Origin of the sequence: Herbidospora sakaeratensis, assembly GCF_001570525.1 — a bacterium.
GTDB classification, from domain to species: domain Bacteria; phylum Actinomycetota; class Actinomycetes; order Streptosporangiales; family Streptosporangiaceae; genus Herbidospora; species Herbidospora sakaeratensis.
On record NZ_BBXC01000015.1, the window covers coordinates 91,687 to 105,899 of the forward strand.

At 74.6% G+C, this 14,213-nt stretch carries 11 protein-coding genes; 7 read left to right on the plus strand and 4 right to left on the minus strand.

Going from position 1 to position 14,213, the window contains the following annotated elements:
* Positions 1–483: 483 nt before the first annotated feature.
* Complete coding sequence (locus AW271_RS41630) at positions 484–1,401, minus strand: excalibur calcium-binding domain-containing protein (RefSeq protein WP_218008171.1); 918 nt, start codon at positions 1,399–1,401, stop codon at positions 484–486.
* Positions 1,402–1,537: 136 nt separating this feature from the next.
* Positions 1,538–2,263 carry a thioredoxin-like domain-containing protein gene (locus tag AW271_RS24635; RefSeq protein ID WP_062339966.1) on the minus strand — a complete coding sequence of 242 codons (726 nt, stop codon included), beginning with the start codon at positions 2,261–2,263 and terminating at the stop codon, positions 1,538–1,540.
* Between the two features lie 97 nt (positions 2,264–2,360).
* Here AW271_RS24635 and AW271_RS24640 point away from each other — a divergent pair, with 97 nt between their 5' ends.
* Both AW271_RS24640 and AW271_RS24645 read left to right on the plus strand, forming a co-directional pair.
* On the plus strand, positions 2,361–3,008 hold the full coding sequence (locus tag AW271_RS24640; protein ID WP_062339967.1) for a DUF305 domain-containing protein: 648 nt from the start codon (positions 2,361–2,363) through the stop codon (positions 3,006–3,008).
* A gap of 67 nt (positions 3,009–3,075) precedes the next feature.
* Positions 3,076–3,369, plus strand: a complete 294-nt coding sequence (locus tag AW271_RS24645; RefSeq protein ID WP_030450588.1) for a DUF3467 domain-containing protein — start codon at positions 3,076–3,078, stop codon at positions 3,367–3,369.
* Here the strand turns inward: AW271_RS24645 and AW271_RS24650 are convergent.
* On the minus strand, positions 3,366–4,139 hold the full coding sequence (locus AW271_RS24650) for an MBL fold metallo-hydrolase (protein ID WP_062339968.1): 774 nt from the start codon (positions 4,137–4,139) through the stop codon (positions 3,366–3,368). The genes AW271_RS24645 and AW271_RS24650 overlap by 4 nt on opposite strands.
* The gene (locus AW271_RS24655; RefSeq protein WP_062339969.1) at positions 4,136–5,116 is read right to left on the minus strand and encodes a cyclic nucleotide-binding domain-containing protein; all 981 of its coding nucleotides are present in this window, start codon (positions 5,114–5,116) and stop codon (positions 4,136–4,138) included. The genes AW271_RS24650 and AW271_RS24655 overlap by 4 nt, the downstream gene beginning before the upstream one ends.
* 125 nt (positions 5,117–5,241) lie before the next feature.
* On the opposite strand from AW271_RS24655, the gene AW271_RS24660 reads away from it, so the two are divergent.
* The 5 genes from AW271_RS24660 to AW271_RS24680 are packed head-to-tail and all read left to right on the plus strand — an operon-like array spanning position 5,242 to position 14,213.
* Positions 5,242–6,525, plus strand: a complete 1,284-nt coding sequence (locus AW271_RS24660) for an adenylate/guanylate cyclase domain-containing protein (RefSeq protein WP_062339970.1) — start codon at positions 5,242–5,244, stop codon at positions 6,523–6,525.
* Positions 6,525–7,199 (plus strand): ABC transporter ATP-binding protein, encoded by a 675-nt coding sequence (locus AW271_RS24665; protein ID WP_062339971.1) that lies wholly within the window; start codon positions 6,525–6,527, stop codon positions 7,197–7,199. The genes AW271_RS24660 and AW271_RS24665 overlap by 1 nt, the downstream gene beginning before the upstream one ends.
* Positions 7,196–9,565, plus strand: coding sequence for an ABC transporter permease (locus AW271_RS24670; protein WP_062339972.1), 2,370 nt, complete (start codon positions 7,196–7,198; stop codon positions 9,563–9,565). Before AW271_RS24665 ends, AW271_RS24670 begins: the two co-directional genes overlap by 4 nt.
* Positions 9,565–11,907, plus strand: coding sequence for an ABC transporter permease (locus AW271_RS24675; RefSeq protein ID WP_062339973.1), 2,343 nt, complete (start codon positions 9,565–9,567; stop codon positions 11,905–11,907). The genes AW271_RS24670 and AW271_RS24675 overlap by 1 nt, the downstream gene beginning before the upstream one ends.
* Positions 11,907–14,213: an ABC transporter permease gene (locus AW271_RS24680; RefSeq protein ID WP_062339974.1), complete on the plus strand. Its 2,307-nt coding sequence runs from the start codon at positions 11,907–11,909 to the stop codon at positions 14,211–14,213. The genes AW271_RS24675 and AW271_RS24680 overlap by 1 nt, the downstream gene beginning before the upstream one ends.

Genomic DNA, 14,213 nt, shown 5'->3' on the forward strand with positions numbered 1-14,213 from the left:
CCGGCGGGCGGTGCATGGTGCGGGAGCGTGCGGGCGGCCGGACGGGGACGACGCTAGGAGGCGGGCCGGGTGGCGGCCAAACTCTCGTGCCAGAACAGCAAATCGCCGCCCGCCGACGTACCTGTCGTGCCATCTTCCCTAGCCGTCGGCGTGCTGACGCACCTCGCCGACATCCGCGTCTCCTTCGACCCACACGCCATGGTCAGAGCGCTGGGCGTGGCGCGTGAGCAACGAACCGCCGGTGCCGGAGGTCCGTCGTGCCCGAGCCCGGCGACTTTCGCCCCGTCATGTGGAGGCGCGGCGAGCGCTTCGTCTACGGCGGCACGCCGGCCACCGAATCGCCGCTCAGCGCCGACGAGGTGGTTCACCATCGCGACTCGCGGCCAACGGCGATCAGGGGGCGAACGTCGACATCAGGCGCCTGAAGGAGCCCCTGGCCTCAACCGGCCTGCTGCCGGCGCACGACCCGGCGAGGTCCCGCGCTCAGAGGTCGTCGGGGTCGCACGCGACGCCGTCGTTGTCGACGTCGGTGTACCACGCGTACTCCGGATGGATGCCCTTCGTGTAAGGGCCGGCCGCAGCCGCGATGGCCGCCGCGCACGTCGCGTAGCGCTGGGAGTTCGCGGCCCCCTGGTTGTTCGCCGACGGCTGCTGGTCAGTGCCGCCCGGCTGGTTCGGGTCGGTGCCACCGGGCTGCTGGTTCGGGTCGGTGCCGGCGGGCGGCTGGTTGGGGTCGGTCACGCCGGGCTGGCCGGTGGCGGCCGGGTCGCCGGTGGGCTGGGCGGGCGGCTGGGCGGGCGGGGCGCCGGTGCCCTTCAGGCGGGCGAGGAAGGCGTCGGCCTCGTCCTTGGTGAAGCCGCCGACGATGCTCAGGCTGTCCTGGGTGATCTCCTGGGCCACGCGCGGGGCCGATACGACCTTGTCGCCGACCACGATGGCCAGCAGGCGCTTCACGGTGTCGCGGGTCAGGTCTTCGATCTGGGCCCGGTTGTCGGGGGCCAGGACGACCCGGATCGAGTAGGTCCCGTCGGACTCGGTGAAGGTCTCGATCTTCTGCGCCGTCGTCAGGGTCACGCCCGGTTCGAGCTGGTAGCAGGTGGTGCCGGCGTCGTCGAGGACGGACTCGGTCTCGGGCGGGCAGGGGGCCGCGCCCGACGCCTCGACGGGCGCGAAGTGGATGGGCACGGCGAGCTTGGTGACGACCGGCTGGGTCAGCGGCGGCGAGTCCTGGTTGTTGGTCATCAGCACCGCGACGGTGCCCAGAACGCCGGACATGATCACCACGAAGACCAGCGCGACGCTGAGGGCGATCGTGGCGCCCTTGGTCGCCTGCGGCGGCTGCGGCGGACCCGGCTCCTCCGCAACGGGGGTGTTCTGCATCCCGGCCTCAATCCCTGACATCGCCCGCAGAGCCTATCGACATGGGACGGCCCGTGGCCCCAAGCGGGACGCGGACGGCCGAAGGCCGTCCGCGTCCCGCGCCCTGAATCTGCCTCAAAGACAGGCGCACGGGCCGCTCCGGATCACAAATCAGTTCTTACTGCGCGGGCGCGTCCGTGGCCGGCGCGTCCGACGGCGCCGGGGCCGGCTGGGAACCGGCCGGGGGCAGCGGGGCGTCGGCGGCCGAGCGGGTCTCGCCGCCGTCGCAGCTGGCGCCGAGCTCGGGGGTGTCCTCGCCCTGGCGGAACTTCAGGACGAAGGCGCTCAGGTCGGGGGACGAGGCGCTGTCGAGCTGGATCTGGTGGTTCCACGACGAGGCGACGATCTTCGACGGGAGACCGGGGTAGGGGCTGAGCAGCATGTAGGGCTCGCCCGCCAGCGCCTTCAGCTTGTCGACCTCGGCGGCCGGCAGGTCGGGCTGGTAGGTGATCCAGACCGCGCCGTGCTCCATCGAGTGGACCGCGTTCTCGTTGTTGATCGGCTGGTCGTAGATGCCGCAGGTCTGCCAGGCCGGGTTGTGCTCGCCGCCGGCCGGCGGGGTCTCCTTGTAGGCGACCTTCGTGTTGACGTGGCCCGCGCCCTTGTACTCGTAGTTCTTGACCTTCGGCAGCATCGCCTCTTGGGCGGCGGTCGCGGCCTTCTCGGCCTCCGACTTGTCCATCTCCTGACGGATGATGTAGAAGGCGACGCTTCCGACGAGAAGCAGGATGACCAGGCCGCCGATGCCCCACATCAGGACAGCGGCCCGCCGTTCCTTGGCCCGCTGCTGCGCCCTCATCTGAGCGATGCGGTCACGCCGTGCCTGCGCTTTCTCCTTGGTCATCGACCCTCCATCACGCGGTCACATATGGACAAGGAGAATAGTGGGTATAGATAGCCGTTTGGCCCATCGCGTCCCGGCGGGAAGTAATCTGAGGGCGATGAAGAACCCCCGTTCGCTTCTGCTCCCCGTCGCCGCGGCCGTCGTCGTGGTCGTCGCGATCGTCCTGGTGCTGGTCAACCTGACCCGGCCGGGCACTCCCGGCGACCTGTCGCCCGAGGCCGGTTTCGCCCGTGACATGGGGGTTCACCACGCGCAGGCGGTCGAGATGGCGTTCGCGGTGCGCGACGAGAGCGCCGACGACGCGGTGCGCACGCTGGCCTACGACATCATCACGACCCAGTCGGCGCAGCGTGGAATGTTCATCGGCTGGCTCCAGCAGTGGGACCTGTCGCAGGCGTCCAGCGTGAAGCCGATGACGTGGATGGCCGGCCACGGCCACGCGGCGGCGGCCGGTGCGACATCGGGCGTGACGCCGGGCGTGATGCCGGGCATGGCCACCGCCGACGAGATGAAGCGGCTCGCCGACGCGAAGGGGCAGGCGGCCGAGGTGCTGTTCCTGCAGCTGATGATCCGCCACCACGAGGGCGGCGTCGAGATGGCCAAGGGCGCGATCGAGCTGGTCGAGCGGCCGGAGGTGCGGAACCTGGCCCAGCACATCGTCGACGGCCAGACCGCCGAGATCGACCTGATGAAAGAGATGCTGACGACGCGCGGCGCGCAGCCGCTTCCGTCGATCCTCAAATGAACACGTGTCGGACGCGGGAACGCTCCCCCGACAGGGCACCATGGAGGCGACCCGGAGGGATGAGGATTTGACCAACGAGCCCGAGAGCCGCCTCGAAGTGAGCATCACCCCCGAAGTGGAGGCCGGCCAGTACGCCAACTTCGCCTCCGTCTGGCACACCCAAGACGGGTTCGTGCTCGACTTCGCGGTGATCACGCGCCCGCCCGGGCTGGCCGACAACGGCGACGGCCAGCAGTACATCAGCGTCCCCACGCGGATCGTGAGCCGGGTGCGCATTCCCCCGGCCCAGGTCTTCGAGCTGATGAAGGCGCTGGAGCAGCAGCTGACCGCGTACGAGAACGAGGTCGGCCACAAGATCTAGACGGTCACGACGTCGCCCTCGCGGGCGAACCGCACGTCGGGCCACTCCTTGGCGACGGCGTCGAGCTGGTCGTCGGTGCGGCCCGGCGCGTGGTGGGTGAGCAGCAGGCGGCCCGCGCCGCAGCGCTCGGCGAAGGCCAGCGCGTCGGTGACGGTGGCGTGCCCGTAGTCGTCGGCGAGCGCCTGCTCCTCGGGCCGGAACTGGCCGTCGTGCACGATCAGGTCGGCGCCCCGGCACAACTCCTCGGCCGCGGCGGAGCCGAGCTGGGGTGCGTGGTCGGGCAGGTAGACGACGGCGACGCCGTCGCACTCGATCCGGGTGCCGACCGTGATCCCGCCCTTGTGGGTCACTTCGGCTTGTCTCATTTCAAAATCTCTGAATTTACGGCTCCCGCCGGAAGAGGTCACCGACACGGCTCCGCGCAGGCCCGACGGCTCGATCGGGAAGTGCGGCGGCGAGAACGCCCGGGTGAGCAGCTCCAGCGGCGCCGCGCCGGGCACGACCAGCTCGACGACCGCCTCGGGATGGTCGCAGGCCCGGCTGAACGGCAAGCCCTGCACGTGGTCCCAGTGCAGGTGCGACAGCGCGATCACGCCGCGGAAGGGCACGGGTTCGAGGTTCCTGATCCCGGTCCCCGCGTCGAGGACCAGCGGCGGCGCCGCGTACCCGTCGGGCAGCACGGCCACACACGAGGTGTGGCCGCCCCACCGGGTGAACTCGGCGCCGGGAGCGGGCGTCGACCCGCGTACCCCCAGGAAGTGCAGTCTCACGCGAACTCCTCGCGGCGGTGGCCTTGGGCCAGGTGTTCCAGGGCGGCCCGGTCGATGGTGTCGGCGCCGGCCTCGGCCACCCTGATCGGGGTGAGCGCGGTCAGCGTGGCGGTGCGGTGGCCGTTCTCCAGCAGGGCCCGCTCCCCCAGGACCGCGCCCGGGCCGACCCGCCCGAGTTCGCGGCCGTCGACGTCGACGGTGACGACGCCGTCGAGGAGCAGGAAGAGCGACGCGCCGGGCTCGCCCTGGCGGACCAGGGCCGTGCCCTGCTTCAGTTCGCGGACGACCGGCTTGCGGCTCCCGCGCATGATCAGCCGGGACAGTTCGCGTTCGAGGGCGGTCTCGGCGGCCGTGACGACGACCGGGGAGTCCTCCGCGCCCCAGGGGGTGGCCCGCTGGGCGGCCCACGCCTTGAAGTCGGTGACGCCCGCCTTGAGGATCAGCGCGCCGGCCGCGTCGTACACCCAGTGGCGCGGGAACGGGCTCGCGCCCGTCAGCGTGACCTCGGAGGTCCCGTCGGCGCGCACGGTGATCGAGAGCGTGGTCCAGACGAGCGGGGAGCGCCAGCGCGGGACCCCGGCGGTGGCGCGCGGGAACGGCAACGAGGTGCGGCCCCCGGCCGACCGGGTGACGGTGACGAAGCCGTCGCCGACCGTCTCGGTCACCAGGTCGGGCAGGCTGACGGCGGCGAAGGTGAGGCCGAGCGGGCCCAGCCGGACCGTGGTGGAGCCCATCACCCCGCCTCCTCCGGCGCCGTGGGCGAGCACCCGGCCATCGTCGCCGAAATCGGCCCAGACGCGAAGCACGTTGGCGAACCGGAACCGGTCGGCGCGGCGCAGCGCCTCCAGGTCGTCGACGCGCCCGGGGGGCGGCTCGTCGTAGTGGGAGATCCCGGCCTCGAACATCGGCCGGGTGTACCCCTTGACCGCCTCGGAGGGGATCCAGGAAAGGGACGTGGCCTGCGTCTCGACGCGCATGTCGGCCTCCTCTGGTCGTATCCGACGCTAGGAATCGGGGGCCGGGAGACACAGGGGGATGTCCATCCGGGTGCAGGAGGGCTAACCCTCTGTTCCCCGCCACGCGCGGGAGGGACATTTACCGCGTGGACCGCATCACCGTGCTGCTCGCCGACGACAACCTGATCGTCCGCGAGGGCGTGCGCGCACTACTGGCCAGGGACCAGGCCCTCGACGTGGTCGGCGTGGCCGCCGACTACGACGAGCTGGTCGCGCGCGCCGAGGAGCTGCGGCCCCAGGTGCTCGTGACCGACATCCGCATGCCCCCGACCTTCCAGGACGAGGGCATCGACGCCGCCCGGGAGGTTCGGGGGCGCCTCCCGGGCACCGGCGTCGTGGTGCTGAGCCAGTACGACGACCCCGACTACGCGGTGAAGCTGCTGTCGGAGGGGGCCGACGGGTACGCGTACCTGCTGAAGGACCGGATCGCGGACGCGCGGCTGCTGGGCCGGGCCATTCGTGAGGTGGCGGCGGGCGGGTCGATGGTCGACCCCCAGATCGTCCAGGACCTGCTCTCCCCGGCGCGGTCGCCGGAACTGAGCGCGGCCGAGGAGGCGCTGCTGCGGCAGGTGGCCGAGGGACGGTCGGTGAAGGCCATCGCGGCGGCGGCCGGCGACAGCCCCGAGAAGGTGAACGCGCTGGTCGAGCAGCTGTTCCTCAAGCTGGCGCGGGGCGCGTCGGCGGGCCGGCAGGGCGCGCTGAAACGGCTGCGCATGCTGCACACCGCGATCCTGCGCCGCGACGAGCAGGGCGAGCGCCTCTCGCGCCTGCTGCCCGGCGGCCTGGCCGACAAGCTGCTGGCCGACGGGCTCGACCGGACCGAACGGCTCACGGTGACCGTGCTGATGAGCGACGTGCGCGGCTACTCGGCCATCGCCGAGCACACCGACCCGGCGGTGCTGGCGGGGCGGCTCAACGCCCACCGCAAGGCCATGAACGCGGCCATCCTCCGCGAGGGCGGCACCGTCATGCAGTACGTCGGCGACGCCGTCATGGCCGTCTTCGGCGCGCCCGACCCGCGCCCCGGCCACGCCGCCTCGGCGGTCGCGGCGGCCCGGCAGATGCACGTGCGCCAGCGCCGCCTGAACGACGAGTGGGAGACCCCGTTCCGGCTCGGCATCGGCCTGTGCACGGGCGAGGTGGCCGCCGCGCTGCTCGGCAGCGAGGAACGCGTCGAGTACACGCTGGTCGGCGACACGGTCAACCTGGCGGCCCGGATGCAGGACCTGGCCCGCCCGGCCGGGACGGTCGCCGCCGCCAGCACCCTGGACGCGCTCCCCGGAGGGCTGCCCTGGATCCCCCTCGGACCCCGCGCCGTCAAGGGCCGGTCCACCCCCGTCACGGCCTTCCACCTCCCGGAGGAACACTGATGTCCGACACCGCCGTCCGGGTGCGCGGCGCCCGCCGCACCTTCGAGGCCGAACTCGCCCCGGTCCGCGCCCTGCGGGGCGTCGACTTCGACGTCGCCGAGGGCGAGTTCGTCGCCGTCATGGGCCCCTCGGGGTGCGGCAAGTCGACCCTGCTGAACGTCATCGCCGGCCTCGACGGCGTCGACGACGGCACGATCGAGGTCGCCGGCGAGCGCGTCGACGGCCGCGACGAAGACTGGCTGGCCCGGTTCCGCCGCCACCACATCGGCTTCGTGTTCCAGTTCTTCAACCTCCTCGACGGCGTCTCCGCGCTCGACAACCTCGTGCTGCCCGGCGTGCTGGGCGGCATGAAGCGGCGGGCCGCCGAGGCGCGCGCCCGGGACCTGCTCGACCTGCTGGGACTGGGTGACAGGTTGCAGCAGGTCCCGGCCGTGCTCTCCGGGGGCCAGCGGCAGCGGCTGGCCATCGCGCGGGCGCTGGTCAACCAGCCGAGCCTGCTGCTGGCCGACGAGCCGACCGGCGCGCTCGACAGCGAGGGCGGGCTGGAGGTGCTGGAGCTGTTCCGGCGGCTGCACGAAGACGGCCAGACGATCGTCATGGTGACGCACGCCGCCGAGGTGGCGGCCGGGGCGTCGCGGTCGATCCGGATGCGCGACGGCCGGATCGAGTCATGACCTGGTTTTGGTTGCGCCTCGAATGGCGCCGCCGGGGCCGGTCGGCGGTGGTGCTGGCGCTGCTGATCGCGTTCGCGCTGGCGACGGTCCTGACGGCGGTCGCGGGGGCGCGCCGGGGGTTGTCGGCCTACGAACGGCTGTCGGAGGCGACCCGGCCGTCGACGATCACGGTGCTGCCCAACCAGCCGGGCTTCGACTGGGACCGGGTCAGGGCGCTGCCCCTGGTGGAGGCGGTGACCACCTTCGTGGTGGCCGGGTTCTCCCTCGACGACCCCGCCGCCTCGGGCGAGGTGGCGGCGTTCCCGCCCGGCGACGACCACATCTTCGAGGGCACCGAGGAGCCGGTCGTGCTGGCCGGCCGCCTCTACGACAAGACCCGGGTCGACGAGGTGCTGGTCACCCCGGCGTTCTCCCGCCATTTCGGCCGCGGCGTCGGCGACCACGTCACCCTGCGGCTGCCGACCGTCGAGGAGTCGCGGCCCGACGCGGGCGCCGAGCGGTTCACCGGCCCGCGGATCCGGGCCACGGTCGTGGGCGTCATCCGGTCGCCCTGGTACGTCGACGTGGCCGGCTCCCCCCGGGGCGGCGTGATCGTCACGCCGGCCCTGTTCGCGGCGCACGAGAGGAACTTCCTCGGCCCGAACCTGGAGGGCTACGTCAACGCGCTGGTGCGGCTGCGCGGCGGCACCGGCCAGATCGAGCCGTTCAAGAGAGACCTGGCCGTGCTCACCGGCCGGCCGGACATCGACGTGTGGAACAACGTGGCCGAGGGCGACCGGTTGCGGCGGCTGATCGCCTTCGAGTCGGTCTGCCTGCTGCTGTTCGGGCTGGCCGCCCTGGTCGCGGCGGTGGTGCTCATCGGCCAGTCGGTGGCGCGCTACACGGCCGCCGCGGCCGGCACGCTGAAGACCCTGTGGGCGCTCGGCCTGACACCGGGCCAGGCGGTGCGGCTGCTGCCCGTCCTGCCGGTGTTGTCGGCGGCCGCGGGGGCGGTCGTCGCCGTGGCGGTGGCGCTGGCGGCCTCGTGGTGGACGCCGATCGGCTCGGCCTCCATGGTCGAGCCGGCGCCCGGGTTCGACGCCGACGGGCCGGTGCTCGGCGCGGGGGCCGCGCTGGCGGTGCTGCTGGTGGCCGCCGGGTCGGCGGCGTCGGGATGGCTGGCGCTGCGCCGGACCCGGGGGCCGGAGGCCCGGTCCTCTCTGGTGGCCGCGGCGGCCCGGCTCGGGCTGCCGGTTCCGGTCGTGGTCGGCGCCCGGTTCGCGCTGGAGCGCGGCCGGGGCCCCGACGCGCTGCCGGTGCGGCCCGCGCTGGTCAGCGCGGTCGTGGGGGTGCTCGGCGTGGTCGCCGCGTTCACCTTCGCGAACGGCGTCCAGGACGCCGGTTCCCATCCCGAGCGGTACGGCCAGAACTTCCAGCTGGTCGGCTTCCTGGGCGTCGCCGGGCAGGTGTTCGCCGACCCGGCGGCCACGCTCCGGGCGGTCGAGTCCGACCCCGGCGTGACGGCCGGGACCACCGCGACCGTCGGCGTGGCGCAGGCGGGGGCGACCTCGGTCACCCTGTTCGGCCTGCACGACGCCGCCCGCCCCTGGCGGCCGGTGGTGACCGAGGGCAGGCCGGCCGAGGGGCCCGGCGAGGTCATGCTGGCCGTCAGCAGCGCCCGCCGCGCCGGCGTGGGCGTCGGCGACGTCCTCACGCTGACCGGGCCGCGCGGCGACCACGGGTTCCGGGTCGTCGGGCTGGGCTTCGTGCCGAGCGGGCCGCACAACGACTACGACGAGGGCGGCGTCGTCACCGCCGCCGGATACGAGCGGCTGCTGCCGCCCGAGGGGTTCAAGTTCCTGTTCGCGTTCGCCGCCGTGACCGGCGACCCGGCCGCCGTGATGGCCCGCGTCAACGCCGGCTTCCCCGAGGGCGTGGGCCTGTTCCCGCCCGATCCGCCCGTCCAGCTGGCGCAGATGACCGGCGTCGAGCCGCTGCCGCTGGCGCTGGCCGTCTTCCTCGGCCTGCTCGCGCTCGGCGCGGTCGCGCACGCCCTGGTCACCGCTGTCCGGCGGCGGCGGCACGAGATGGCGGTGCTGCGCGCCTGCGGCATGACCCGCCGTCAGGTGCGGGGGGTGGTGCTCACCCAGGCGACCATCCTGGCGCTGACCGGGATCGTGGCCGGGGTGCCGCTCGGCTTCATCGTCGGCCGGGCCCTGTGGGGCGTGGTGGCCGACACGATGCCGTTCTTCTACCGTCCGCCACTGGCGCTGGTCGCGCTGCTGCTGATCGGCCCGCTCACGCTGCTGGCCGCGAACCTGCTGGCCGTCTGGCCGGCCCGGCTCTCCACCCGGACGCGGGTGGGCCACGTCCTCAGGACCGAATGATGACCCCGCACTGGCTCCGGCTGGAGACCCGGACGCGGTGGCGGGCGCTGACGGCGCTGGCCCTGCTCGTCGCGGTCGCGCTGGCCGCCACCCTGGCGGCCGTGGCGGGCGCCGCGCGCGGGGCCGGCGCGGTCGACCGGCTGGTCGAGGTCACCCTGCCGGCCGACGCCGTCGTGCTGCCCAACCAGCCGGGCTTCGACTGGGACACGATCAGGGCGCTGCCGTCGGTGGCGGCGCTGGCGGCCTTCCCGGCGACCGGCACCTGGTTCTTCGAGGACCCGCCCGGAATGCGGGCCAACCTGCCGCCGCCCACCGACGACGCCATGTGGCACACCATCGAGAAGCCGGTGGTGCTGGCGGGCCGGCTGCCGGTGGCCGCCGACGAGGCCGCCGTCACCGCCGCGTTCGCCGAGACGTGGGGGCGCGGCGTCGGCGACACCGTCACCCTGCGGCTGTTCACGCCCGAGGAGGTCGACCGCGGGATCGGCGACCCGGCGTTGTGGGACCGGCTGACCCCGACCGGCCCCCGGCTGGTGACCAGGATCACCGGCGTCATCCGGTCGGGCTGGTACTCCGACTCGCTGGAGATGCCGACCGGCGACCTCATCCCGTCGCCGGCGCTCTTCCGAGCGTACGCGCACAACATCGCCGGAGGGCCCGACGTCGCCTTCCTCAACGCGCTGGTCCGGCTGCGCGCGCCGCTGCCCGAGTTCACCCGCCAGCTGGCCGAGGCGACCGGGCGCACCAACATCGACGTGTGGGACATGCGGCAGTTCATCGACCATGAGCGGGAGATCACCCGGTTCGAGGCGGTGTCGCTGCTGGCGTTCGGGGCCGCCGTGTTCGCCGCCTCGGTGGTGCTCCTCGGCCAGACGATCTCCCGGCACGCCGCCGCCTCGGCCGGCACGCTGGCGGCGCTGCGCCCGCTCGGGCTGACCCGGCGTCAGGGCGTGGCGGCGGCCGCGGCCGGTCCGGTGCTCGCGGCGGCGGCCGGTTCGCTGCTGGGGGTCGCGGGCGCGGTCGCACTGTCGCCGCTGCTGCCCCTCGGGGCCGCCGCGTTCCTCGAGCCCGCCCCCGGGCCCGACGCCGACTGGCGGGTGCTGGTCCCCGGCGCGCTGCTGGCCGTCGTGCTGGCCGGGCTGGCGGCGGCCGCCTCCGCGTGGCGGGCGTTGTCGCCCCCTCCGGTCACGGCGGCCCGGCCGAGCGTGATCGCGTCCGCCGCCGCGCGGGCCGACCTGCCGCCCGCCGTCGTGACCGGCGCGCGGTTCGCGCTGGAGCGCGGGCCGGGCGTGCCGACCAGGCCCGCGCTGCTCGGCGCGGTCGTCGGGGTGCTCGGGGTGCTGGCGGCGTTCACCTTCCACGCCGGGGTCACCGACGCCGGGTCGCATCCCGAGCGGTTCGGGCAGACCCACCAGGCGGAGATCTTCCTCGGCGGCGACGGCACGTCGGCCGACCCCTCGACGGCGCTCGCCGCGCTCGCGGCCCTGCGGGCCGACCCGAGGGTGACCGGGGTGACCGACGACCGGACCGCCGTCGCCGAGACCGGCGAGACCCGGGTCGCCCTGCACACGAAGGGCGACCTGCCGCTGATGGTGGCGTCCGGACGTGCCCCGGCCGCCCCCGACGAGCTCATGCTGGCCCTGAGCACCGCCCGCGACCTGGGCATCGGGGTCGGCGACCGGATCCCGCTGGCCGGCGAGCCCGGCTCGGCCGAGTTCACGGTGACCGGCGTCGGCTTCACCACGATCGGCCGGCACAACTCCTACGACCGGGGCGGCGCCGTCACCTCCGAGGGCTTCGCCCGCCTGTTCGGCACGGGCCACAAGTTCCGCTCGATCCTCATCGGGCTGCGCCCCGGCGTCGACCCGGCCACGCTCGACACCGCGGGCCTGCCCGCCTGGCCCGCCGGGCCGCCCCCCGAGGTGGCCGAGATCGACGAGCTGGCCGTGCTGCCGGTCGCGCTGGCCGCCTTCCTGGCGCTGCTCGCCGTGGGCGCGGTCGGCCAGGTGCTGACCACCGCCGTCCGCCGCCGCACCCACGAGGTGGCGGTGCTGCGGGCCCTCGGGCTGACCCCGCGCCAGGCGCGCCGGATCGTCGTCACCCAGGCCGGGGTGCTGGCCGTGACCGGGCTGGCCTTCGGGGTGCCGCTCGGGGTCGCGCTCGGGCGGACCCTGTGGCGGCTGGTGACCGACCAGTGGCCGATCTTCTACCAGCCGCCGGTCGCGTTCTGGGCGCTGGCGCTGGCCGCGCCGGTCACGCTGCTGACCGCGGCGCTGCTGGCCGGGTGGCCGGGGCGGGCGCTGGCCCGGCTGCGGGTCGCCGACGTGCTGAGGGCGGAGTGATGACGGGGCTCTGGGTGCGGCTCGAACTGCGGAACCGGGCGCGGTCGCTGGTGACGCTGGCGGTGCTGACGGCGCTGGCCGTGGCGACCGTGCTGACCGCGCTGGCCGGGGCGCGGCGGGCCGATTCGGCCGTCGACCGGTTGTGGGCGGCGTCGGCGCCGGCGACGCACAACGTGCTGGCGAACATCCCCGGGCTCGACTGGGCGAAGGTCCGGGCGCTGCCGCAGGTCGAGGCGCTGGGAGCCTACCTGATCACCTTCATCGAGGTCCGGGGGCGCGGGCTCGGCTGGTTCCCGGCGGCCGACGACCAGTTCGGCCTGACGGTCGAGCGGCCCGTCGTGCTGGCGGGCCGCATGTGGGATCCGGCCGCCGCCGACGAGGTGGTCGTCACGGCCGCCACCGGCCACCGGCCGGGCGACGCGCTCACCGTGCGGCTCTTCGACCCCGGGCAGTTCGCCTCGGGCGACTGGTGGGCGGCGAAGGGGCCGGTGGTGAACGTCCGGGTGGTGGGGGTGGTGCGATCGACGTGGTTCCGCGACGAGGTCGACCATCCGGGCTACGTGTTCCCGGGGCCCGGTTTCGTGGCGGCCCATCGGGCCAACCTGGAGCAGCCCGGCGTCTCCTACGCCAACGCGCTGGTCCGGCTGAAGGGCGACCTGGCCGGGTTCCAGGAGGGGCTGGCCAGGATCACCGGGCGGCACGACCTCGACCTGTGGGAGATGTCGTCGCGGATGGCCGACCGCGACCGCGAGGTGGCCCGGTTCGGCGCGGTCGTGCTGCTGGCGTTCGGGCTGGCCGCCCTGGCGGCGGCGCTGGTGCTGGTGGGCCAGTCGGTGAGCCGGTACGTCGCGGCGGGGGCGGCGGCGCTGCGTCCGCTGCGCGCCGCCGGGTTGTCGCCCCGCCGGGCGGCGGTGACCGCCTCGATCGCTCCCGCGCTGGCCGCCTCGGCGGGGGCGCTCGCCGGCGGGGCGGGGGCCTATCTGGCGTCGGCGCTGATGCCGCTCGGGGCGGCCGGGCTGCGGGAACCCGACCCGGGGCGGCACTTCGACGCGCTCGTGCTGGTGCCGGGGATGGCGCTGGCGCCGCTGGCCGTGTTCGGCTGGGGTGTGCTCACCGCGTCCCGGTCCGCGCGGCGGCCCCTGCGGGCGTCGTGGATCGCCCGGCTCGGGCTGCCGGTGCCGATCGCCGTCGGCGCCCGGTTCGCGCTGGAGCCCGGCCGCGACGGGGTGCCGGTCCGGCCGGCGCTGCTGGGCGCGGTCACCGGCGTGCTGGGGGTGCTGGCGGCGTTCACCTTCGCCGCCGGGGTCGAGGAGACCGGCCGGAACCCGGAGGCGTTCGGGCAGACCCACCAGTTCGTCCTGCCGCTGGGCGACCTGGGCGCGGACCTCGTGCCCGCCGGCGTGCTCGCGCGGGGGCTGCGCGCGCTCCGCGACGATCCCGCCGTCGCCGCCCTCACCGACACCCGCCTCGGCGTGGCCGTCTCGGGCGGCACGGCGGTGCCGCTGTTCTCCCGGCAGCCCGGCGGAGTGCGGGTGGTGACGATCGAGGGGGCGCCACCGGAGAAGGCGGGCGAGGTCATGCTGGCCCCGCACAGCGCACGGGACCTGGGGGCCGCCGTCGGCGACACGGTCACCCTCACGGGCACCCGCCCCGCGGCGCTGCGGGTGACCGGGATCGGGTTCGTGCCGGAGGCCAGCCACAACACCTACGCGTCCGGCGGCTGGGTCGCCGACGACACCTGGCACGCCCTGTTCGACGCGTTCAAGACCCACGAGGTGCTGATCGCGGTCCGGCCCGGCGCCGAACCGGCCGCGCTGCAGGCACGGGTCACGGCGGCGTTCGGGCAGTCCGACCTGCCGCTCCAGCCGGTCGAGCCGCCGTTCCAGCTCAGCGAGCTGCGCCAGCACCGGGTGCTGCCGATCGTGCTGGCCGGCTTCCTCGCGGTCCTCGGGACCGGCGCGGTCGGGCACGCGCTGGCCACGGCGGTCCGGCGGCGGGCCCACGACCTCGCGGTGCTGCGTGCCCTCGGCCTGATCCCGAGGCAGGCCCGGCTGGTCGTCGTCACCCAGGCCAGCCTGCTGGCCGTGGCCGGGCTCGCGTTCGGGGTGCCGCTCGGGCTGGCCGCCGGCCGGGTGGTCTGGCGGGTCACCGCCGACGCGACCCCGCTGCTGTACGTCCCCCCGCTGGCCGCCTGGGCCCTGCTGCTGGTCGGCCCGCTGGCCCTGCTGATCGCCAACCTGCTGGCCGCGTGGCCGGGGCGGACCGCCGCCCGGCTGCCGGCCGGGCTTCTCCTGCGAGCGGAGTGA